Source organism: Kitasatospora purpeofusca, from assembly GCF_034043715.1.
GTDB lineage: Bacteria > Actinomycetota > Actinomycetes > Streptomycetales > Streptomycetaceae > Kitasatospora > Kitasatospora purpeofusca_A.
In genome coordinates, this window is record NZ_JAXCLC010000031.1 from 1 (window position 1) to 22089 (window position 22089).

At 72.4% G+C, this 22089-nt stretch carries 17 protein-coding genes and 1 riboswitch; of the genes, 13 read left to right on the top strand and 4 right to left on the bottom strand.

The genetic code is table 11. The annotated features are described in order from the left end of the window. Nucleotides 1-130 precede the first annotated feature (130 nt). The 11 genes from SM793_RS17665 (at nt 131) to SM793_RS17715 (ending at nt 12158) form a co-directional block, all read left to right on the top strand. Nucleotides 131-751 (top strand): CDP-alcohol phosphatidyltransferase family protein, encoded by a 621-nt coding sequence (locus SM793_RS17665; protein ID WP_320439151.1) that lies wholly within the window; start codon nt 131-133, stop codon nt 749-751. A gap of 124 nt (nt 752-875) precedes the next feature. Next, nucleotides 876-3371 (top strand): mannose-1-phosphate guanyltransferase, encoded by a 2496-nt coding sequence (locus SM793_RS17670; protein ID WP_320439152.1) that lies wholly within the window; start codon nt 876-878, stop codon nt 3369-3371. Nucleotides 3372-3513: 142 nt separating this feature from the next. Continuing rightward, the gene (locus tag SM793_RS17675; RefSeq protein ID WP_320439153.1) at nt 3514-4671 is read left to right on the top strand and encodes a DUF881 domain-containing protein; all 1158 of its coding nucleotides are present in this window, start codon (nt 3514-3516) and stop codon (nt 4669-4671) included. Continuing rightward, nucleotides 4668-5000, top strand: coding sequence for a small basic family protein (locus SM793_RS17680; RefSeq protein ID WP_030062488.1), 333 nt, complete (start codon nt 4668-4670; stop codon nt 4998-5000). The genes SM793_RS17675 and SM793_RS17680 overlap by 4 nt, the downstream gene beginning before the upstream one ends. 460 nt (nt 5001-5460) lie before the next feature. Beyond that, a complete protein-coding gene (locus tag SM793_RS17685) occupies nt 5461-6327 on the top strand; it encodes a DUF881 domain-containing protein (protein WP_320439154.1) in 867 nt (288 codons plus the stop codon). A gap of 451 nt (nt 6328-6778) precedes the next feature. Then, nucleotides 6779-7321, top strand: a complete 543-nt coding sequence (locus SM793_RS36455; protein WP_030303564.1) for an FHA domain-containing protein — start codon at nt 6779-6781, stop codon at nt 7319-7321. Nucleotides 7322-7500: 179 nt separating this feature from the next. After that, nucleotides 7501-8193: a MerR family transcriptional regulator gene (locus tag SM793_RS17695; RefSeq protein WP_320439217.1), complete on the top strand. Its 693-nt coding sequence runs from the start codon at nt 7501-7503 to the stop codon at nt 8191-8193. A 124-nt stretch (nt 8194-8317) separates the two neighbouring features. Then, nucleotides 8318-8794, top strand: a complete 477-nt coding sequence (locus tag SM793_RS17700; RefSeq protein ID WP_030303568.1) for a bifunctional nuclease family protein — start codon at nt 8318-8320, stop codon at nt 8792-8794. A 285-nt stretch (nt 8795-9079) separates the two neighbouring features. Next, complete coding sequence (locus SM793_RS17705; protein ID WP_320439155.1) at nt 9080-9742, top strand: MerR family transcriptional regulator; 663 nt, start codon at nt 9080-9082, stop codon at nt 9740-9742. Between the two features lie 163 nt (nt 9743-9905). Then, nucleotides 9906-10661 (top strand): vancomycin high temperature exclusion protein, encoded by a 756-nt coding sequence (locus SM793_RS17710; RefSeq protein ID WP_320439218.1) that lies wholly within the window; start codon nt 9906-9908, stop codon nt 10659-10661. Nucleotides 10662-10715: 54 nt separating this feature from the next. Then, the gene (locus SM793_RS17715; RefSeq protein WP_320439156.1) at nt 10716-12158 is read left to right on the top strand and encodes a DNA polymerase IV; all 1443 of its coding nucleotides are present in this window, start codon (nt 10716-10718) and stop codon (nt 12156-12158) included. Between the two features lie 160 nt (nt 12159-12318). Here SM793_RS17715 and SM793_RS17720 read toward each other — a convergent pair whose 3' ends face one another. Next, nucleotides 12319-13809 (bottom strand): MFS transporter, encoded by a 1491-nt coding sequence (locus tag SM793_RS17720; protein WP_320439157.1) that lies wholly within the window; start codon nt 13807-13809, stop codon nt 12319-12321. Between the two features lie 144 nt (nt 13810-13953). Continuing rightward, on the bottom strand, nt 13954-15222 hold the full coding sequence (locus tag SM793_RS17725; protein ID WP_320439158.1) for a PRC and DUF2382 domain-containing protein: 1269 nt from the start codon (nt 15220-15222) through the stop codon (nt 13954-13956). A gap of 234 nt (nt 15223-15456) precedes the next feature. Further along, nucleotides 15457-15560, top strand: a riboswitch (glycine riboswitch). A 240-nt stretch (nt 15561-15800) separates the two neighbouring features. On the opposite strand from SM793_RS17725, the gene gcvP reads away from it, so the two are divergent. Next, complete coding sequence (gcvP, locus tag SM793_RS17730; RefSeq protein ID WP_320439159.1) at nt 15801-18701, top strand: aminomethyl-transferring glycine dehydrogenase; 2901 nt, start codon at nt 15801-15803, stop codon at nt 18699-18701. Between the two features lie 184 nt (nt 18702-18885). On the opposite strand, the gene SM793_RS17735 is transcribed toward gcvP, so the two are convergent. Together SM793_RS17735 and SM793_RS17740 are read right to left on the bottom strand one after the other, a co-directional pair. Beyond that, a complete protein-coding gene (locus tag SM793_RS17735) occupies nt 18886-19077 on the bottom strand; it encodes a DUF5999 family protein (RefSeq protein WP_266273201.1) in 192 nt (63 codons plus the stop codon). Between the two features lie 382 nt (nt 19078-19459). After that, nucleotides 19460-20080 (bottom strand): hypothetical protein, encoded by a 621-nt coding sequence (locus SM793_RS17740; protein ID WP_320439160.1) that lies wholly within the window; start codon nt 20078-20080, stop codon nt 19460-19462. A gap of 360 nt (nt 20081-20440) precedes the next feature. Between SM793_RS17740 and SM793_RS17745 the strand changes: the two genes are divergently transcribed. Further along, complete coding sequence (locus tag SM793_RS17745) at nt 20441-21946, top strand: glutamate--cysteine ligase (RefSeq protein ID WP_320439161.1); 1506 nt, start codon at nt 20441-20443, stop codon at nt 21944-21946. Nucleotides 21947-22089 lie beyond the last annotated feature (143 nt).

A 22089-nucleotide genomic window follows, 5' to 3' on the forward strand; every position in this document is an offset into this window, starting at 1 on the left:
GGGGACCCTGTGGGAGAGTAGGACGCCGCCGAACAAATTTTCTGGAAGAGCCCCCGCCGGTAATCGGTCGGGGGCTTTTCTGTTGTAAGGTCGACGTGAAAAGTTGCCGTACGTGACAGGAGGCCCCCGGGTGGAGGTCCAGGAGACGCGGGTCCAGACCGATCGCGTCCTCACCATCCCCAACCTGCTCAGCATGGGCCGGCTGGTCGGTGTTCCGCTGTTCCTCTGGCTGATCCTCTGGCCGGTGTTCGACGGTCCGAACAACGACGGGTGGGCGTTGCTGATCCTGATGCTCAGTGGCATCAGTGATTATCTGGACGGGAAGCTCGCGCGCAGGTGGGGGCAGATCAGCCGGGTGGGGCAGCTGCTCGACCCGCTGGCGGACCGGCTCTTCGTGCTTTCCACCCTGGTCGGCCTGACCTGGCGTGAGATCCTGCCGTGGTGGCTGACGGTCATCCTGTTGGCGCGCGAGGTGTTTATCGCGGGGCTGCTGCCGATTCTCAACCGGCACGGCTACGGGCCGTTGCAGGTGAGTTTCCTGGGGAAGGCCGCGACATTCAATCTGATGTACGCGTTTCCGCTTCTGCTGCTCGGCGCCGGGGACAGCTGGATCGCCCGGCCGGCCGAGATCGTGAGCTGGGCGTTCATCTGGTGGGGCGCAACGCTGTACTGGTGGGCCGCCATTCTTTACGCGGTCCAGGTGCGACAGATCGTCCGCGGTGGCCCGGCCTCCTCGCCGTCCACGGTCTGAGACGTGATCTGAGAGAAGTACCACCTCGCGACGGTGCGTCGGACGATATCTTCCGGGTACACCTCCACTGGAACGGTTTGATGGACCTGAACGGTCCACCACCGCGAAGGAGGACGCACCCGTAATGAAAGCCGTTGTTATGGCAGGGGGCGAAGGCACTCGACTTCGCCCGATGACCTCCAGCATGCCGAAGCCACTGCTCCCGGTCGCCAATATGCCGATCATGGAGCATGTGCTTCGTCTGCTGAAGCGGCACGGTCTCTCCGACACCGTCGTGACCGTCCAGTTCCTGGCCTCACTGGTGAAGAACTACTTCGGTGACGGCGAAGAGCTGGGCATGCACCTCACCTATGCGAACGAGGAGACCCCACTCGGCACTGCGGGGAGTGTCAAGAACGCCGAGGACGCCCTCAAGGACGACTCCTTTCTGGTGATCTCCGGTGACGCTTTGACGGACTTCAACCTCACGGAATTGATCGAGTTCCACCGCAGCAAGAACGCGTTGGTCACCGTCTGTCTCACCAGGGTGCCGAATCCCCTGGAGTTCGGTATCACGATCACCGACGAGGAGGGCCGGGTCGAGCGCTTCCTGGAGAAGCCGACCTGGGGACAGGTCTTCTCGGACACGGTGAACACCGGTATCTACGTGATGGAGCCCGAGGTCTTCGACTACGTCGCGGCCGGCGAGTCGGTGGACTGGTCGAGCGACGTGTTCCCCCAGTTGCTCAAGGAGGGCAAACGGGTCTACGGCTACGTGGCCGAGGGCTACTGGGAGGACGTGGGCACCCACGAGAGCTACGGCAAGGCCCAGGCGGACATCCTGGACGGCAAGGTCGAGGTCGAGCTCGACGGTTTCGAGATCTCGCCGGGCGTCTGGGTGGCCGAGGGGGCCGAGGTGGACCCGGAGGCGATCCTCCGGGGACCGCTGTACATCGGCGACTACGCCAAGGTCGAAGCGGGCGTCGAGATCCGCGAGCACACCGTGCTCGGCAGCAACGTCGTGGTCAAACGCGGTGCCTTCCTCCACAAGGCGGTCGTGCACGACAACGTCTACATCGGGCCGCAGAGCAATCTGCGGGGCTGCGTCGTCGGCAAGAACACCGATGTGATGCGGGCCGCCCGGATCGAGGACGGCGCGGTGATCGGGGACGAGTGCCTGGTCGGCGAGGAGTCGATCATCGGGGCCAACGTCCGGGTCTACCCGTTCAAGACCATCGAGGCCGGCGCGGTCGTCAACACCTCGGTGATCTGGGAGTCCCGGGGGCAGGAGCACCTGTTCGGGGTGCGTGGCGTCTCCGGGATCCTCAACGTCGAGATCACCCCGGAGCTGGCTGTCCGGCTGGCCGGGGCGTACGCGACGACCTTGAAGAAGGGTGCGACCGTCACCATCGCGCGTGACCACTCGCGTGGCGCGCGGGCACTCAAGCGGGCGATGATCTCGGCGCTGCAGACCAGCGCGATCGACGTCCGCGACCTGGAGAACGTGCCGATGCCGGTGGCGCGGCAGCACACCGCGCGAGGCAGTGCCGGCGGGATCTTCCTGCGCACCACCCCCGGCGTGCCGGACTCGCTGGACATCCTGTTCTTCGACGAGCGCGGTGCCGATCTGTCCCAGGCCGGACAGCGCAAGCTGGACCGGGTCTACGCACGCCAGGAGTACCGGCGGGCGTTCCCGGGGGAGATCGGTGACCTGACCTTCCCGTCGAGCGTCTTCGACAGCTATGCGGGCAACCTGCTGCGGGCCGTGGACACCACGGGTGTGCGGGAGGCCGGTCTGAAGGTGGTCGTCGACACCGCGCACGGCAGCGCGGCACTCGTTCTGCCGAGCATCCTCGGCCGGCTCGGGGTGGAGGCGCTGACCGTCTCCAGCGGGCTGGACGAGGCCCGGCCGACCGAGGACGCCGAGGAGCGGCGGGCCGGGCTGGCCCGGCTCGGCGAGCTGGTCGCGTCCTCGCGCGCCGCGTTCGGTGTGCGGTTCGACCCGGTGGGCGAGCGGGTGGCCTTCGTGGACGAGCTCGGCCGGGTGATCGACGACGACCGGGCGCTGCTGGTCCTGCTGGACCTGGTCGCGGCCGAGCGGCGCAGCGGGCAGGTCGCGCTCCCGGTGACCACGACCCGGATCGCCGAGCAGGTTGCGGCGTACCACGGCACGCAGGTCATGTGGACCACGACGACGCCGGACGACCTGGCCAAGGCGGCCGCCGCCGAGGGCACGGTGTTCGGCGGCGACGGCCGCGGCGGCTTCGTGGTGCCGGAGTTCAGCGGGGTGCTGGACGGGGCGGCGGCCTTCGTCCGGCTGGTCGGCCTGGTGGCCCGGACCCATCTCACCCTGAGCCAGATCGACGCGCGGATCCCGCAGGCGCACATCCGCCGCCGGGACATCGCGACGCCGTGGGCGGCGAAGGGCATGGTGATGCGCTCGGTGGTCGAGGCGGCCGGCAGCCGACAACTGGACACCACGGACGGTGTGCGCGTGGTCGAGGCGGACGGGCGGTGGACGCTGGTGCTGCCCGACCCGGCCGAGGCGGTCACCCACCTGTGGGCGGAGGGGCCGGACGACGCGGCCACCGAGGCCCTGCTCGACGAGTGGGCGGCAGTGGTCGACAGCGCCGGGCGCTGAGCCCGCGGCGGGGCGGAGCGGCGGTGGCCGCCCCGCCCCGCTGTCCGTTTCGGGCAGTTGGATCGCATTCCACCATATTTGGCATACTTGCAGCTCAGGGGGCGTGCGCGGGGCCCTCGCACGACATGGGACGATGGTCGGCATGTCAGCGACGTCGGGGCAGGGTGCCAGCAGTGGACGGTACAACCGTCCGGATGCCTCGATGTCCCTGCTGACCAATGTGATGGACCACAGCCTCGACGAGGGGTACGCCGAGGCGGCCGCCGCGCGGGGCGGGGACGGTCCGTACCGGATACCGGGAACGGTGCGCGGGCTGGTCACCCTGGGGGCCGGCCTGGCGCTGGTCGGCGCGGTCATCACGGTCGGGGCGGTGAACGCGCACAAGGCGGAGCCGACGCTGGCCAAGGAGCGCGATGCCCTGATCCACCGGATCAACGACGCCAACGGCTCGGCGGACCACGTCCAGCAGCAGGTCCAGGACCTGCGCCGGAAGGTCGACAGCACTCAGCGGCAGGCGCTCGCCCCGGGCGAGGGCGACCCGGCGGCGCTGGCCGGCGCGGTCGGCCTCGCCGAGGTCACCGGCCCGGGTGTGAAGCTGGTGCTGGAGGACGCGGCCGGGACGGGCGCCGGCGGGAACGTCGACCCGCGTTCCGGGCAGGGCTTCTCCAACAGCGGGCGGCTGCGCGACCGGGACCTCCAGCTGGTGGTGAACGGACTCTGGGCCTCGGGTGCGGAGGCGGTCTCCATCAACGGGCAGCGGCTCACCGCGCTCTCGGCGATCCGCGCGGCCGGCGAGGCCGTCCTGGTGGACAACCGGCCGCTGGTGCCGCCGTACACCGTGCAGGCACTGGGGGACGGGCCGCGGCTGCTGGGCGCCTTCGAGAGCGCCATGGCCGGTCAGTACCTGCGGCTGCTGCAGGAGAAGTACGGCATCAAGTCGACCCTGTCGGCCCAGAAGAGCATGACGCTGCCCGCGGCCGTCGGGGTGAGTCTGCGGACCGCGCAGCCCGCCGTGCCCGAGACCGGGCCGACCGGCGTTCCGACGGGTGGTGCGAGCGGCTCGCCGTCCGGGAGCCCGTCGCCGTCGCCGTCCGCCCCGGCCTCCTCCGGTCCGTCCGCCGGGGCCTCGCCGTCGGCGAAGCCGAGCGGGTCGACCCCCGCCAAGCGCTCACCGAGTACGCCGGCCAGAACCACCGCCTCGCCGCCCCCGGCGTCCTCCCCGCCCGCCAAGGGATCCTCCCGCCCGTCCACCACGACCACCGGGTCGTCCTCCGCAGCGACTGGAGCAGCTACACCGTGATTGCCGTACTGGGTCTCGTGATCGGCGTCGTCGTCGGACTCTTCGTCCAGCCCGAGGTGCCCGATGCCGTGGTGCCCTATCTGCCGATCGCGGTGGTGGCGGCGCTGGACGCGGTGTTCGGCGGCGTCCGGGCGATGCTGGACGGGATCTTCAACGACAAGGTGTTCATCGTGTCGTTCCTGTCCAACGTGGTGGTGGCGGCGCTGATCGTCTTCCTCGGCGACCAGCTGGGGGTCGGCTCGCAGCTGTCCACCGGTGTGGTCGTCGTCCTCGGCATCCGCATCTTCTCCAACGCGGCCGCGATCAGGCGCCATGTCTTCCGCGCCTGAGCCGGGCCGCGGGCGCGCGGCGGAGGAGGAAGTGGACGGATCGGCGGGAGAAGTCGTGCGGGACGAGAAGCAGGCGGAGCGGTCCCCGGACGGGACGGTGACCGCCGGGGCCGAGGACGGGGCGGGGGCGGAGAGCACCGGGGAGCGCGCGCGGCCGGTGGCCGGGCGCTCGGCCGAGCCGGTGGAGCGGACCCCCGGGCCCGAGGCCGGGTCGGAGGCCGGGGCGGAGGTCGAGCCTGAGCCTGAGCCGGAGGGTGTCCACGAGCGCGTCCAGGAGCCCGAGCGGGTGCCCGGGCCCGTGACGCGGCCGGTACCCGGGGCCGTGGTCGCACGCGCCCCCGAGGTGGCGTCCACGCCCGGCCCGGGCCCGGCGGCCGAGTCGGCGGCGAGGCCCGCGCCGAAGCCTGGGTCGGAGCCTGGGTCGAAGCCCCTGGCGGTGCCCGCGCCGGAGCTTCCGCCGGTGTCCGCGCCCGGGTCCGGGCCCGAGTCGGCGCCGGAGCCCGTGCTCGCGCGCGAGCCCGAGGACGAGCCCGGGTTCGAGGAGGAGTCGGAGGAGGTCGAGCCCGCGCCGATGTCGGTGTCCGCGCGCGCGGTGGACCGCCACTCCGGACGCCGGCGGCTCAAGGCGGCGCTGTGGCCGCCGAGGATGTCGCGCGGTCAGCTGGTGGTGGCCGTGCTGCTGTTCGCGCTCGGTCTGGGGCTCGCGATCCAGGTCCGCTCGACCAACGACCACCACAGTCAGCTGCGCGGCGCGCGCCAGGAGGACCTGGTCCGCATCCTCGACGAACTGGACAGCCGTCAGCAGCGTCTCCAGCAGGAGAAGGCGGAGTTGGAGCAGTCCCTGGCCAAGCTGGAGAACAGCTCCAACCAGGCCAAGGAAGCCCAGGAGCAGACCAGGAAGAAGGTGACGGAACTCGGCGTGCTCGCCGGGACCGTCAAGGCCACAGGTCCGGGCATCGTACTGACGGTCGATGATCCCCAAGGGCAGGTGAAGGCGGATATGCTGCTGGACACCCTGCAGGAACTACGAGCGGCGGGGGCGGAGGCGATTCAGATCAACGATGTGCGCGTGGTGGTCAACACCTACTTCACGGACGTGTCCGGCGGCGGTGTGCAGATCGACGGCAAGAAGGTCTCGGCTCCCTACCGCTTCACCGTCGTGGGGAACCCGCAGGACCTCACCCCCGCGCTGAACATCCCGGGGGGTGTCGTCCGTACTCTGGAGAGCCACCAGGCGCGTGCGACGATCTCCCAGCAGCAGAAGGTGTTCGTCGACGCACTCGTCGATCTGAAGACGCCGCAGTACGCCAAGCCGGCTCCGAAGTGACCAGCACACTCGGAGTGCCACTCCCGCCGGCCCGATCCACGACCGGGCCCGCAGCCTGTCCGAGGTTCTCACCCTGCCCCACGGGCGGGTCTGTCACACGCAAGGGGATTCGCCCGTGAGTTTCTTCTCGAAGTTGTTCGGTCGTCACAAGGGCCGCGACGCGGCCGCCGCGGAGGCGCCGACCGCGCTGCACCGCAGGGACGACGAGCCCGGTGTGCCGGGCATGCGCTCCGCCCCGGAGGGCGCCGAGTACGCCGAGCGCCCCATGTTCCGGGACGGTGCCGGGACCCAGTACGCGGGGAATCAGGCGGGCTACGGCGCGTCGGTTGACCCCTCTGGCGGGCCGCGCATAGGTTTCCCGTCAGCACCCTCAACCTCTGGTGGAGGGTTTGCTCCGGACCCGTACGCCGGGCACAACCCGTCGGGTGTGCCGCGCCAGGAGGCTGTGAACATGGCTGGCCCCACTCCGTGCCCCAGGTGCGGCAACCAGAACCCGGCCTCGGCCCGGTTCTGTTCCAACTGCGGTACGGCGCTGCGTGGTGGGCTGCTGCCCGAGGGATCGGCCGAGACCACCTCGACCATCTCGATCTCCGGCCTGGAGTCGTACGACCCCAACACCACGACCGGGACCGGCACACCGGCGCTCTCGGCCGAGGTGCTGGCGGCGATCGACGCGCTGCCGCCGGGCTCGGCCCTGCTGATCGTCCAGCGCGGCCCGAACTCCGGCAGCCGCTTCCTGCTGGACTCGGACAAGACCACGGCCGGCCGCCACCCGCAGGGCGACATCTTCCTCGACGACGTCACGGTCTCCCGCAAGCACGTGGAGTTCCGCCGGACGCCCGGGGGCGGCTTCACGGTCGCCGACGTCGGCAGCCTCAACGGCACCTACGTCAACCGGGAGCGGATCGACGAGGTCGCCCTGAACAACGGTGACGAGGTGCAGATCGGGAAGTACCGGCTGGTCTTCTTCGCCAGCCACAACCGGGGGTACTGAAACCAACGTCGGCGGGAGCCCGAGTGAGTCCGAACACCCCTTCCTCTCCTCTCGGGGCGGCCACCCCCGCGTCGTCCGGTCCCAGGCCGGACCAGGGCGCGCGGGGCGTGGTCGCGGCCCCCAGGCAGCCGCTCCGTCCGGACCGGCCCGCCGGGCGGCGGCGCGGCGGCGACGAGCTGCTGAGCATCGGCGCGGTGCTGGCCTTCCTGCGTGACGACTTCCCCGAGGTCACCATCTCCAAGATCCGCTTCCTCGAGGCGGAGGGGCTGGTCGAGCCGCAGCGCACGCCCTCGGGGTACCGCAAGTTCAGCCCGGCCGACGTCGAGCGGCTGGCCTACGTGCTGCGGATGCAGCGCGACCACTACCTGCCGCTGCGGGTGATCCGCGAGCACCTCGACGCGATCGAGCGGGGCGAGGCCCCGCCCGCGCTTCCCGCCGCGGACACCCGGCCGGGCCCGCTGGAGGAGGCGGACCGCGAGCTGGCCGTCGCGGCCGAGGCCGCCACCGGGGTGCGGCTGGGCCGGGCCGAACTGCTGGCGGCCGCCGAGGCCGGCGAGACCGCGCTGGCCGAGTGGGAGGCCTACGGGCTGGTCGCCCCGGGGCCGGACGGCGGGTACGACGGCGAGGCGCTGCAGGTCGCCAGGCTGGTCGCGGAGCTCGGCCGGTACGGGCTGGAGCCCCGGCACCTGCGGGCCATGAAGGCCGCCGCCGACCGGGAGATCGCGCTGGTCGAGCAGATCGTGGCGCCGCTGCGGCGGCACCGGAACCCGCAGACCAGGGCGCATGCCGAGGCGACGGCCCGGGAGCTGGCGACACTCTCCGTACGGCTGCACGCGGCGATGGTGCAGGCGGGTCTGCGGGCCCGCACGTAGGGCGCCCGGACCCGGGCCGCGCGGGCCGCGTCCGGGACCGCGTCCACCGCCCTCGCCGGGCCTCTGACCAGCGCCGTCGGCGCTGCGCTTTCATATCCGGGTCGGGAGCCATAGGGTTGCGTGTGTGAATGAGCTCGACGTCGTGGGTGTCCGGGTGGAGATGCCTTCCAACCAGCCGATCGTGCTGCTCCGCGAGGTCGGGGGCGATCGGTACCTGCCCATCTGGATCGGCCCGGGCGAGGCGACCGCGATCGCCTTCGCCCAGCAGGGCATGACGCCGGTGCGCCCGCTGACGCACGACCTCTTCAAGGACGTCCTGGAAGCCCTCGGCCAGCAGCTCACCGAGGTCCGGATCACCGACCTGCGCGAGGGCGTCTTCTACGCCGAGCTGGTCTTCGCCGGCGGGGTGGAGGTGAGCGCCCGGCCGTCCGACGCGATAGCGCTGGCGCTGCGCACCGGGACGCCGATCTACGGGAGCGAGGAGGTGCTCGCCGAGGCGGGCATCGCGATCCCGGACGAGCAGGAGGACGAGGTCGAGAAGTTCCGCGAGTTCCTGGACCAGGTCTCGCCGGAGGACTTCGGCGGCAGCGGCCCGCAGTAGTTCCGCCGCCGCCCCGCAGTGGCTCGGTGGTAGCCCGGCGGCGGCCCGGTGACGGTGGCCGCGCTCCGGTTTCGGGCTCGCGGGGCTATGGTCGTTTTGCCAAAAAACGCGCACCTACCCACACTGGGGGCACGAAAAACCACCCGCCTGAGTGATGTGGTCTGTTCGGCTCGGCGTGGCGATCGTTGACGGGCCATAGGGGACTGCCTACCGTCAGGAGGGGCTGCCCGGGTGTCCGACGCCCGCGGCCCGGTTTGCCCGCAGCACGAGTGGACGGAGGTAGGCATGACCGGCACTGGCGACGAAGTGGCCACGGGAGGCCTGTGCACCGTGCACCTGCCGCGCACCGCCCGCACGGTGACCGAGCTGCCCCGGACGGAGCTGCCGAGGGTGGGCCGGTTCCCGGCCGTACAGCCCGGCCAGCCGGCGATCGAGCGGCTCCCGCCGACCTCCGAGCTGATCGGCTACCGCGGGCCGACCGCCTGCACGGCGGCCGGCATCACCTACCGGCAGCTGGACTACTGGGCCCGCACCGGACTGCTGGAGCCGAGCGTGCGCTCGGTGTACCCGGCGAGCAGCCAGCGGCTCTACAGCTTCCGCGACATCCTGCTGCTGAAGATCGTCAAGCGGCTGCTGGACGCCGGGGTCTCGCTGCAGAACATCCGGGTGGCGGTCGCCCATCTGCGGGCCGCCGCCGAGGTCGCCGACCTGACCGGGCTGACCCTGATGTGCGACGGCGCGACGGTGTACGAGTGCACGACGCCCCAGCAGGTGGTCGACCTGATGAAGGGCGGCCAGGGGGTGTTCGGCATCGCGGTCGGCGCGGTCTGGCGGGAGCTGGAGCTGACGCTGGCCCGGCTGCACGCGGAGCGGACCGACACCGGTGAGACGCTGGTCGGCCACGATCCGGCGGACGAGCTGGCGCAGCGGCGCAACCGCGCGGTGTAGGGACTCACCCGCGGACTTCCCGCGGGCTCTCCCGCGCGGCGCGGGGACTTCGGAATGACGCCGGGGGCCCGGACGGGGAACCGTCCGGCCCCCGGCGTCGTCGTGCCCGGTGAGCCGAGACGAGGGAGGGCACGTGCGGTTCGGTTCCGGCATCCCCGGGCTGGTGGCGCGCAGGGCGGTGGGGTTCGGCCGGCGGCTGCGCCGGCGGCCGGCCCAGCGGCGGCTGTTCCAGCTCGTGACGCTCGGCTGCTCACTGGCGCTCGCGCCGAGCGCCTGGCTCTGGCTCTCGGCCGGCGACCGGGTGGGGACGGTGGCGAGCGCGCCGTCGGCGCCGGTGGCGGTGGTCTTCGGCGCCGGGCTGTTCGACGGGAAGCCCTCGCCGTACCTGGCGCACCGTCTGGACGCGGCGGTGGAGCTGTACGAGCGGCAGAAGGTCCGGGCGATCCTGGTGACCGGCGACAACGGCCGGACCGGCTACGACGAGACCGACGCGATGCGCCGGTACCTGGTCGAGCACGGGGTGCCGGAGGTGCGGGTGGTCGGCGACTACGCGGGCTTCGACACCTGGGACTCCTGTACCCGGGCGCACCGGATCTTCGGGGTCGACCGGGCGGTGCTCGTGAGTCAGGACTTCCATGTCCGTCGGGCGTTGGCGCTCTGCGAGGCGGCGGGGATCGAGTCGTACGCGGTGGGTGTGCCGGAGGTCAGGGACCTCACCTGGCTGTACGGCGGCTTCCGGGAGGTCCCGGGGGCGGGGAAGGCGCTGCTGAACGCCTGGCTGCGGCCGGACCCGCTGTTCCTCGGGCCGCGCGAGCCGGGCGTTCCGAGGGCGCTGGCGGACGCGGGCGCGGCCGGTACGGGTGGTGGCACGGGCGACGGTGCGAGCGACGGTGCGGGCGGTGGCGCCGGGGTCCGCTGACCCCCGGCGGCCGGGTTCGGAGGCGTTGTCGGACCCGTGCGGGATGATCGGCGGGTGCGGTCACTGCCGAGCATCATCCACCTCGACATGGACGCCTTCTTCGCGGCGGTGGAGCAGGCGTCCAAGCCGAGCCTGCGCGGCAAGCCGGTGATCGTCGGGGGGCTCGGCGGGCGCGGGGTGGTGTCGACCGCGTCCTACGAGGCGCGGAAGTTCGGGGTCCACTCGGCCATGCCGATGGCGCAGGCGCGTCGGCTCTGTCCGAACGCGGCCTTCCTCGCGGGCCGGTTCGAGGCCTACCGGCGGGCGAGCGGGCTGGTGATGGGGCTGCTGCGGGAGCTGTCGCCGCTGGTGCAGCCGCTCAGCCTGGACGAGGCCTTCGTCGACCTGGAGGCCGGTCCTTACGGGCCCGTGCTCGCGCAGGCGGAGCACGGGACGGGCGAGCGGTTGCTGGTGGCGCTGGCCGAGGACCTGCGCGCGGACATCGTGGAGCGGACCGGGCTGACCGCCTCGGTCGGGGTGGCCGGATCGAAGCTGATGGCCAAGATCGCCTCGGAGCAGGCCAAGCCGGACGGCCTGGTGCTGATCGAGCCGGGGCAGGAGCGCGCGGTGCTCGGACCGATGCCGGTGCGGGCGCTGCCCGGGATCGGCCCGGCCACCGAGCAGGTGCTGCGACGGGCGGGGCTGAACACGGTGGCCGAGCTCGCGGAGGCGGGCGAGGCGGAGCTGGTGCAGCTGCTGGGCAAGGCGCACGGCGTCGGCGTCCACGCGATGTCGACCGGGCTGGACGACCGGCCGGTGGTGGCGGACCAGGACGCCAAGTCGGTGTCGGTGGAGGACACCTTCGAGGTCGACCTGGCCGACCGGGACCGGGTGCTGCGCGAGGTGGAGGCGCTGGCGCTGCGCTGTGTGCGCAGGCTGCGCGGGGCCGGGCGCTCGGGGCGGACGGTGGTGCTGAAGGTACGGCGGTTCGACTTCTCCACGCTGACCCGGTCGGAGACGCTGCGCGGGCCGACGGACGACGAGGCGGTGGTCGTCGAGACGGCGCGACGGCTGGCCTCGCAGGTGGACATCACGGGCGGGGTGCGGCTGCTGGGCGTCGGGGTGGCGCAGCTGGCCGACTACACCCAGGAGGACCTCTTCGCGCAGGCCGTCCGGGAGGAGGCGGCGGCCGAGGCCGAGGCCGAGGCCGGCGTGGAGGAGGAGCCGGAGCCGGCCGAGGAGCAGGCGGCGCCGGTGCGCCGCTGGCTGCCGGGGCAGGACGTGCGGCATGCCGAGCACGGACCGGGGTGGGTGCAGGGCAGCGGGGTGGGGCGGGTGACGGTCCGGTTCGAGACGCCGTGGAGCGGGCCGGGCCGGGTGCGGACCTTCCGGATCGACGATCCGGCGCTGGAGTCGGCCCGGCCGCTGCCGCTGCGCCCTGGGTGGCCCGGGGCCGAGGACGGGGACGGGGACGAAGCGGGGGCGGAGGGTGTCGGGGACGGTCCGGGGGAGGGCTGAGCGGCTCCCCCCGGAGGGTGCGGGAACGAAGCGGCCCCACCCGGCGGGGGAGCCGGGTGGGGCCGCTTCGTTTCCGGGCCGTGGACGGTCGCGATGCCCTCGGCGACCGTCCTGGTCCGGTCCCCGCGCCCTGTCCCTGGGCGCGGGGCGGGACGCCTCGTCAGGCGTCGGTCTTGACCGGCTCGCGGCCGGAGGAGAGGTCCGCCGTCGTGTTGCCGGAGGCCACCGGGGTGGTCGGCCTGACGGTGCGGATCAGGAACGGGACGGCGCCGGCCACGATGCACACCACGGCGGCGGTCCAGAACGCGTGCTTGTAGGCGTCCAGGGTGGGCAGCGCGATCGGGATCGGCAGCTTCATGGTGTCGCCGGTGAGGATGGCGGCCATGACGGCGGTGCCGATCGCTCCGCCGACGGTGCGCAGCACGGCGTTCATGCCGTTGGCGATGCCGCTCTGCTCGACCGGGACGGCGCCGTTGATGTAGGCGGGCATCGCCGAGAAGGCGAGGCCGATGCCGAGGCCGAAGATGGCCGAAGACAGGTAGATGTCCCCCTCGTGGCTGTGCCGCAGGGCCAGGTAGGCCATCGCGACGGCGCCGAGGACGCCACCGAGGACCAGCGGCAGTCGCGGGCCGCGGCGGGCGATCAGCATCGCGCCGAGCGGGGCGGCGACCATCGAGCCGAGCGCGGAGGGCAGCAGCATCACACCGGCGTGCAGCACGGTGGCGGTGAAGCCGTAGTGGGCGAACTTCTCCGGGGTCTGGGCGAAGTTGCTGATCACCATGAACGAGCCGTACATGCCGAAGCCGATGAGCAGGCCGGCCAGGTTGGTGAAGGCGACGGCCGGGCGGGACATCATCTTCATGTCGACCAGCGGGTGCTTGACCTTGACCTCGATGACGCCCCAGAGGAGGGCGACCACGGCGGCGACGGCGAACAGGCCGAGCGTCTTGGTGGAGGTCCAGCCCCAGTGGTTGCCCTGGCTGACCGCGACCAGCAGGGCGGAGAGCCAGCCGGCCAGGGTGATGGCGCCGAGCGGGTCGGCGCCGCCCTCCTTGTCGGTGACCGGGTCGCTGGGCACCCGGAAGGCGACCAGGGCGATCGCGAGCAGGCCGAAGGCCAGGCCCATCCAGAAGATCGACTTGTAGCTCCAGTGCTCCAGCAGCAGGCCGGTGGCCACCAGGCCGAGGCCGCTGCCGACGCCCATCGAGGCGCTGATGGCGGCGACGCCGCCGGTCACCTTGTGCTTGGGCAGCTCGTCGCGGACGATGCTGATGGCCAGCGGGAGCACGCCACCGCCGGCGCCCTGGAGGACGCGGGCGACGACCAGCCAGGTGAAGGAGTGGGTCGAGACGGCGAGCGCGGAGCCCGCGACCAGGCCGATGAGCGAGATCAGCAGCATCGGCTTGCGGCCGCGCAGGTCGCCGAAGCGGCCGAGCAGCGGGGTGAGCACGGCGGCGGACAGCAGATTGGCCGTCATCAGCCAGGTGATGCTGGAGCCGGAGACGCTCAGTTCCTTGGCGAGCGAGGGCAGGATCGGAACGACCGCGGTCTGCACCACACTGAACGACAGCATCGCCAGGATGAGGGCCGGCAGGACCCGGGCGCTGCTCTGCTTCTCGGCCGCGGTGGTGGGCTGTGGTGCCTCACTCACGGTTGCTTCCTCCCGTATATAGTGAATGAACTGAAGTAACCATGCAGGGAGATACTTCAGTGTGTCAAATATTCATTGGTTAAGCCTTGGTAAAAAGGAAAGACCCCGGCCATGATCGGCCGGGGTCCAACGGTTCCGGGCGGGTCAGGCGAGCGGCCGCAGCGGAGCCGGGCGGGCCTGGTCCTCGACCGCCGGGTGGGCGGCCTGGCGGGCCGGCGCCTGGGCGGCGGACGGCACCGCGGTCGAAGCGGCCGCCGTGTTGTCGTGTACCTCGACGTGCTCGCGCCGCAGCTCGTCCCGGACCACCTCCTCGGCGGTGTACCGCTCCACCACCAGGCGGACCCGCTCGATCGGCGCCAGGTACTTGCGGACCACCGGGCGCTCCTCGCGAAGGGTCACCTCCTCCACCGCCTCGGCGATCTCCTTCTCGCTGAGCGCGGCCCGTTCCGCGTCGCCGACCGGAATCCGCTCGACCCGGACCCGCTCGCGGACCACCGCGACCCGCCGCTCCACCGGCTCGCTGGTGACGTACTTGCGCAGCTTGGCGGTGCCCAGCACATGCCACTCGGTGGAGATGTCCAGGCGCTCCTCGCGGCAGGTGATCTCCACCGGGCCGCTGGGGGAGGAGGCGGCGGGGTCGGCCCGGGGGTGCGCGGTGCCCGCGGTGGGAGCGGCGGCCGGCGGGGCTGCCGGGGCCGCCGGGGCGTGCGGGCGCGGCTCGGCGGCGGGTGCCGTGGTGGTGGGCAGGGGCGTGGCGAGGGTCCGCACGGGGGCCTCCGGGGCGGGGTCGGACGGCTTGCCGAGGTCGGCGGCCGGGCTCGGGACGGGAGGGGGGGACTGGTGGAGGCCGAGCGGCTTGGCCGGATTCGCGGTGCCCGTGCCGTTGGTCGTGCCGGTGCCGGTGCTGGTGCCGATGCTCGTGGTGTTGCCGGTGCTCGTGGCGTTGCCGGTGCTCGCGGCGTTGGCGGTGCCCGTGCCGTTGGCGGCGGCCGCGCCCACCGCAGCCGTGCCGACCGCCGTGCCCCGGCCGGCGGTGGTGCCGAAGTCGAGGTCGGCCGGTTCCGAGCCCGAGCCGTCGCCCGCGGACGGCCTGCCGTCCACCGGGGTGTCCAGCCCGTAGTAGCGGTAGAGCTGGAGCTCCTGGGCGGGCGACAGGTGCTGGCCGACGCCGAAGTCCGGTGACTCTTTCACCAGGGACTTGTCGTACGGCACCCGCAGCTCGTCGCCGGAGAACTCGCTCGTGGTCAGGGGGACGAAGGCGTCCCGGCCGAAGATGCCGGTCCGCACGGCCGCCCACTCGGGCCGGCCGGTGGCGTCGTCGAGATACACCTCGTCGATGGTGCCGATCTTGTCCCCGTTGCGGTCGACCGCCTTGTGGCCGATGAGGTCCCGGGGGTCGATGTCGGTCTGCACTCTTTCCTCCAGTGCGGTGATCCTGCGGCACGCCCGCAGGACGACGGCCGGCCCGCCCGTCCGGTCCGCCACTTCACACCAAAAGCCATGAACCGGACCCACGCGACCGGGGCGGGTCCGGACGGGCGTGACGCTGGGCCGTCCGGGGAAGCCGGGCGAGCGGGCCCCGGCGGCGAAGTGACCGGACGCACCCGTGATCGCCGGGCCTCCCGCTGGTACCCTGGGCGCGACCGCCGAGCCCGCGCGGGAGAGTCCCCGGCAGTGGAAACGGCTGGTCGGGGCGCCGAAGGAGCAACTCCTCCCCGGAATCTCTCAGGCATCCGTACCGTGCGGGATAGGTCACTCTGGAAAGCAGGGCAGGAACGCGGGCGAGGGAGCCGGCGGACCCCACCCTCACCGACGGTGCAAGCCGGCGGGGCGTCCCACGGCGCTCCGCGCGGGCGAAGCTCTCAGGTCCCGATGACAGAGGGGGAGGCCTGTCGGGTTCGTCCGACCGGGTCCTCCGCTGTTGTCCGCAGCGGCGAGGCAGCCCGGCGTGCGCACCCCCGCCGGTCCGTGACCAGGAGGCCTCGACCACCATGAACGCCCAGCCGAACTCGGGACGCCCCACCACCCCCGCGACCCTCACCGAGCTCGAACAGGCCAGCCCCTTCGAGAACCGCCACATCGGCCCCGACGCCGCTGCGCAGGAGAAGATGCTGGCCCACATCGGCTACGGCTCGCTGGACGAGCTGGCCACCGCCGCCGTTCCCGAGGCGATCCGCTCGATCACCGCGCTGGACCTGCCCGCCGGCCGCTCCGAGGCTCAGGTCCTGGCCGAGCTCCGCGAGCTGGCCGACCGCAACTCCGTCCTCCGGCCGATGATCGGCCTGGGCTACTACGGCACCTTCACGCCGCCGGTGATCCTCCGCAACGTCATGGAGAACCCGGCCTGGTACACCGCCTACACGCCGTACCAGCCGGAGATCTCGCAGGGCCGCCTGGAGGCGCTGCTCAACTTCCAGACCCTGGTCGCCGACCTGACCGGCCTGCCCACCTCCGGCTCCTCGCTGCTGGACGAGGGCACCGCGGCCGCCGAGGCGATGGCCCTGGCCCGCCGTGTCACCAAGGTCAAGGGCGGTGTCTTCCTGGTCGACGCCGACACCCTGCCGCAGACCGTCGCGGTGATCAACACCCGCGCCGTGCCGACCGGTGTCGAGGTGGTCGTCGCCGACCTGTCCGAGGGCATCCCGGCCGAGATCGCCGAGCGCGGCGTCTTCGGCGTGCTGCTCCAGTACCCGGGCGCCACCGGCGCGGTCCGCGACCTCGCCCCGGTGATCGAGCAGGCCCACGGCCTCGGCGCGATCGTCGCCGTCGCCGCCGACCTGCTCGCGCTCACCCTGCTGAAGTCCCCGGGCTCGCTCGGCGCCGACATCGCCTGCGGCACCTCGCAGCGCTTCGGCGTGCCGATGGGCTTCGGCGGCCCGCACGCCGGCTACCTCGCCGTGCGCGCCGACTACGCCCGCTCGCTGCCCGGCCGCCTGGTCGGCGTCTCCGTCGACACCCACGGCAACCGCGCCTACCGCCTGGCCCTGCAGACCCGCGAGCAGCACATCCGCCGCGAGAAGGCCACCAGCAACATCTGCACCGCCCAGGTGCTGCTGGCCGTGATGGCCTCGATGTACGCCGTCTACCACGGCCCCGACGGCCTGGCCGACATCGCCCGCCGCACCCACCGCTACGCCGCCGCGCTGGCCGAGGGCCTGCGGGCCGGCGGGGTCGAGCTGCTGCACGGCGAGTTCTTCGACACCGTCACCGCGGTCGTCCCGGGCCGCGCCGCCGCGATCGCCGCCGCCGCCCGCGCCAACGGCATCAACGTCTTCCAGGACGGCGAGGACCGGATCTCGGTCTCCACCGACGAGACCACCACCCGTGAGGACCTGGCGGGCGTCTGGGCCGCGTTCGGCGTCGAGGCCGTCGAGGTGGCGGAGAGCGCCGACTCCCTGCCCGCCGGGCTGCTGCGCGAGGACGAGTACCTGACCCACCCGGTCTTCCACAGCCACCGCTCCGAGACCGCCATGCTGCGCTACCTGCGCCGCCTGTCGGACCGGGACTACGCGCTGGACCGCGGCATGATCCCGCTGGGCTCCTGCACCATGAAGCTCAACGCGACCACCGAGATGGAGTCGGTGACCTGGCCGGAGTTCGGTCAGCTGCACCCCTTCGCGCCGGTCGACCAGGCCGCCGGCTTCCTCACCCTGATCCGCGGCCTCGAGCAGCAGCTGGTCGAGGTGACCGGCTACGACGCCGTGTCCATCCAGCCGAACGCCGGTTCCCAGGGCGAGCTGGCCGGACTGCTGGCCGTCCGCGCCTACCACCACGCCAACGGCGACACCCAGCGCGACGTCTGCCTCATCCCGTCCTCCGCGCACGGCACCAACGCCGCCTCCGCGGTCATGGCCGGCATGCGGGTGGTCGTGGTCAAGACCCTGGTCGACGGTGACGTCGACGTCGAGGACCTCAAGGCCAAGATCGAGCAGCACCGCGACAACCTGTCCGTGCTGATGGTCACCTACCCGTCCACCCACGGCGTGTACGAGACCCAGATCACCGAGATCTGCGGCCTGGTGCACGAGGCCGGCGGCCAGGTCTACGTCGACGGCGCCAACCTCAACGCCCTGGTCGGCCTCGCCAAGCCGGGCAAGTTCGGTGCGGACGTCTCGCACCTGAACCTGCACAAGACCTTCTGCATCCCGCACGGCGGCGGCGGCCCCGGCGTCGGCCCGGTCGGGGTGCGCGCGCACCTCGCGCCGTACCTGCCGAACCACCCGCTGCAGGCGGAGGCCGGCCCGGCCACCGGTGTCGGCCCGATCTCGGCCGCCCCGTGGGGCTCGGCGGGCATCCTGCCGATCTCCTGGTCCTACGTCCGGCTGATGGGCGGCGAGGGCCTCAAGCGCGCCACCCAGGTCGCGGTGCTGAGCGCCAACTACATCGCCAAGCGGCTGGCCCCGCACTTCCCGGTGCTCTACACCGGCCCCGGCGGCCTGGTGGCGCACGAGTGCATCATCGACCTGCGCCCGCTCTCCAAGGAGACCGGCGTGACGGTGGACGACATCGCCAAGCGCCTGATCGACTACGGCTTCCACGCGCCGACCATGTCGTTCCCGGTCGCCGGCACGCTGATGATCGAGCCGACCGAGTCCGAGGACCTGCACGAGATCGACCGGTTCTGCGACGCGATGATCGAGATCCGGGCCGAGATCGAGAAGGTCGGCTCGGGCGAGTGGGCCGCCGAGGACAACCCGCTGCGCAACGCCCCGCACACCGCCGCCACCCTGGCCGGCGACTGGGCGCACGGCTACTCGCGGCAGGAGGCGGTCTTCCCGGCCGGCGTGAACCCGGCGGACAAGTACTGGCCGCCGGTCGGCCGGATCGACGGCGCGTACGGCGACCGCAACCTGGTCTGCTCCTGCCCGCCGATGGACGACTACGGCGTCTGATTCCGGCGCGCCGTCCGGAGTGGACGGCGCACGGAACGGCCTGTGACAGGGTCCCGGCGGTGCTTCCGCCGGGGCCCTGCCCTGTTGTGCCTTGGGGTGCTCGGTTGTGGCCGTGGCTGCGGCGAGTGCGGCTGGTGCTGCCGGGGTGCGGCCGGTGCGTCGCCCCCCGGGTCGGCCCGGCGGCTCAGACCGCGCTGGCGGCGGGGCGGCGCGGGGCGATCACCCGGCCGTCGGGCAGCAGCTCACCGGTGTCCTCGAAGAGCAGGACGCCGTTGCAGAGCAGGCTCCACCCCTGTTCCGGGTGACAGGCCACCGGGACGGCGGCCTCGCGGTCCTCGGACTCGGCCGACGGACACTCAGGACGGTGCTGGCACATACGTACCCTCGCTTCGCTCCGCGATCTCCCCGTGATGCGGTGCCGCCGGATGGCCGTCGGGCGCCGCCGCGGCGGTCGGATCCTGTCCGGCGCCGGGCCAGGTGTGGACCGGCGCTCCAGTGGGTAGGACAGGAGGTCCTTCCACGCTGGTTCCCAGTGTCGGCATCCCGGGACCCGCGCGCAGCGATTTGGTGACACGCGCCACAACCCCCGGCCAGAGATCACCCGTTCAGGTGGTGAGTGGCCGGAATCGATGCCGTACGGGCCATGGGTCGGGCGGTCCGTCCGGGCCATGCCGGATGGCCTGGACGGGTGGGTCCGGACGGGTGACCGGTGAGGGTGGTCGGCGACGGGTGGTCGGCGACGGGTGGCCGCCGACGGGTCAGAGCGCCCCGGAGGCGAGCCGTGCCGGATCGGCGGGGGTGCCGAGCAGCACCGGGCGGGTGATCGCCGAGCGGGCGATCGGACCTCGGGCCAGGACTGGCAGGAGTTCGGCGGCCGGGTGGGCGCGGTGCGCGGTGACCCCCATCGGTGCCGGAGCCAGTGGGATCAGCAGATCGGCGCCGGGACCGCCGTCCGGACTGTGCAGCCACAGCGCCGTCGCGTACTGGCCGGGGAAGGTCAGCAGTCTCGGCTGGCAGCGGGTCCGGGAGGACTGGGCGAGCTGCCACGCCTGGCGCAGTGCTCTGACGGTCGAGTCCAGGTAGGGGCCGGCGGTGAAGTGCGAGAAGGCGTGGCCCTCGGGCCCCTGCACCACCTCGGCCGCTGCGGCGACCTCGGTGCCGTCCTTGATCAGGAAGCGCCATCCGGTCCGGCGGGCGGCGGCGAGTTCGGCCCGCGGGCCGTCCAGGACGTGGACGGCGAGCGGGTGAGCGGGGAGGAGCGGCCCGGTCGGACGGCGCAGCGCGGCGGCGGCGGGTTGGCGCAGCGCTGTCTCCGAGTCGAGCGCGGCGAGCACCGCGCGCAGGGCACTGGGCGGGGGCTGGGGGGTCTGCAGAGTCATGGCAAGGTCGCCTCTCCGTGCGAGATCGGCGTGCGAGTGCGGCATACCGGCATGGCGGGTGCGTCGGCGGTGACGGAACCTGGGCCTTGTCCGGTTGGGCAGGATCGCGGTGCCGGCGCGGCGACCGTCCTCGGGTCTCGGCGATGGCCGGCCGCGCCGTGGGCAGTGCGAATTCTACTCGAACAGGTGCGCAGGGTGACCTGTTTATCACAGGCGGTGGCGCCGGGCAAGTCGGCAGTTGAGCTGAAACAGCGTCAGTTCCCTTGCATTGCAAGCCATTCGAAGCATTCGGGTATCGATCTTCGGGGTGGGCATGATGCTTGCACGGTCGAGGGCCGGCCGGCTCAGGAGGAGGGGACCATGGGCGAGAAGGTCGTGGCGACTCGCGCGGAACTGTCGGACCGGCAGATGTACCGCCGCAAGCTCCAGTCCTGCCTGGAGGCCCTCGGCCGGATGCTCCGCGAGGACCGCTTCGACCGTCCGAAGGCCGTGATGGGCCTGGAGATCGAGCTCAATCTGGCCGACGAGCAGGGCCTTCCGGTGCTGAACAACGCACAGGTGCTCACCTCGATCGGCTCCGCCGACTTCCAGACCGAGCTCGGCCGCTTCAACATCGAGGTCAACATCGCGCCGCACCGGCTCGGCGGACACGTCTTCGAGGAACTGCGCGAGGAGATAGACACCGGCCTGCGCTACGCCGACCGGAGGGCCGTGGAGGCCGGGGCACGGATCGTGATGGTCGGCATCCTGCCGACTCTGGAGCTCGACCACACGGGGCTCGACGCGATGTCCCACAACCAGCGGTACAGCCTGCTCAGCGACCAGATCCTGGCCGCCCGCGGCGAGGACATCACCCTGGACATCGAGGGCGTGGAGCACCTCGAACTGGACTCGATCACGATGGTCGCCGAGGCCGCCGCGACCTCGCTCCAACTCCACCTCCAGGTGACCCCGGAGCGGTTCTCCTCGGTGTGGAACGCCGCCCAGGCGATCTGCGGGCCGCAGCTCGCGCTGGGCGCGAACTCGCCGTTCCTGTTCGGCCGGGAGCTGTGGCGGGAGACCCGGCCGGTGCTGTTCCAGCAGGCCTGCGACACCCGTTCGGCGGAACTCAAGGCCCAGGGCGTGCGGCCGATCACCTGGTTCGGCGAACGCTGGGTGGACTCGGCCTACGACCTGTTCGAGGAGAACCTGCGGTACTTCCCGGCGCTGCTGCCGATCTGCGACGACGAGGACCCGGCGAAGGTGCTGGCCTCCGGCGGAGTGCCGCGGCTCGCCGAGATGCGGCTGCACAACGGCACCATCTACCGGTGGAACCGGCCCGTGTACGACGTCAGCGGCGGCGTCCCGCACCTGCGGGTGGAGAACCGGGCGCTGCCCGCCGGGCCGACCGTGGCCGACACGCTCGCCAACGCCGCCTTCTACTACGGCGTGGTGCGGGTGCTGGCCGAGCAGTCCCGGCCGATCTGGACCAGGCTGCCGTTCGAGCTGGCCGACGAGAACTTCCGGCAGGCCGCCCGGTACGGCATCGACGCGGTGTTCCAGTGGCCCCGGTCCGGCCGGACCGGGCGCGGCGGCGGGACGACCACGATCTCCGCCGTCGACCTGGTGCTCAACGAGCTGCTGCCGATGGCCCACCAGGGGCTCGACGCGTGGGGCGTGGAGCCGGCCGACCGGGACCGCTACCTCGGCATCATCGAGCAGCGCTGTCTGCGCCGGACCAACGGCGCGGCCTGGCAGAGCGCGACCTTCCACCGGCTGCGCGATCAGTACGGGACGGACCGGCCGAGCGCGCTCGCGGCGATGACCCGGCGCTACATGGAGCACATGCGCGGCGGCGAGCCGGTGCACACCTGGCCGGTCGGCTAGGGCCCGCCCCTGACGCCTCCCGACTCCTCCCGGGCTCCTTCCCGGGGGCCGTGCGGCGGGCTGTGGAAGGATGACCGCTCCGGTCCGCCGCCGTCGTCCGCCGGCGGCCGGAGCACCGTCCGCCCGCCGCCGTCCGCGCTGGA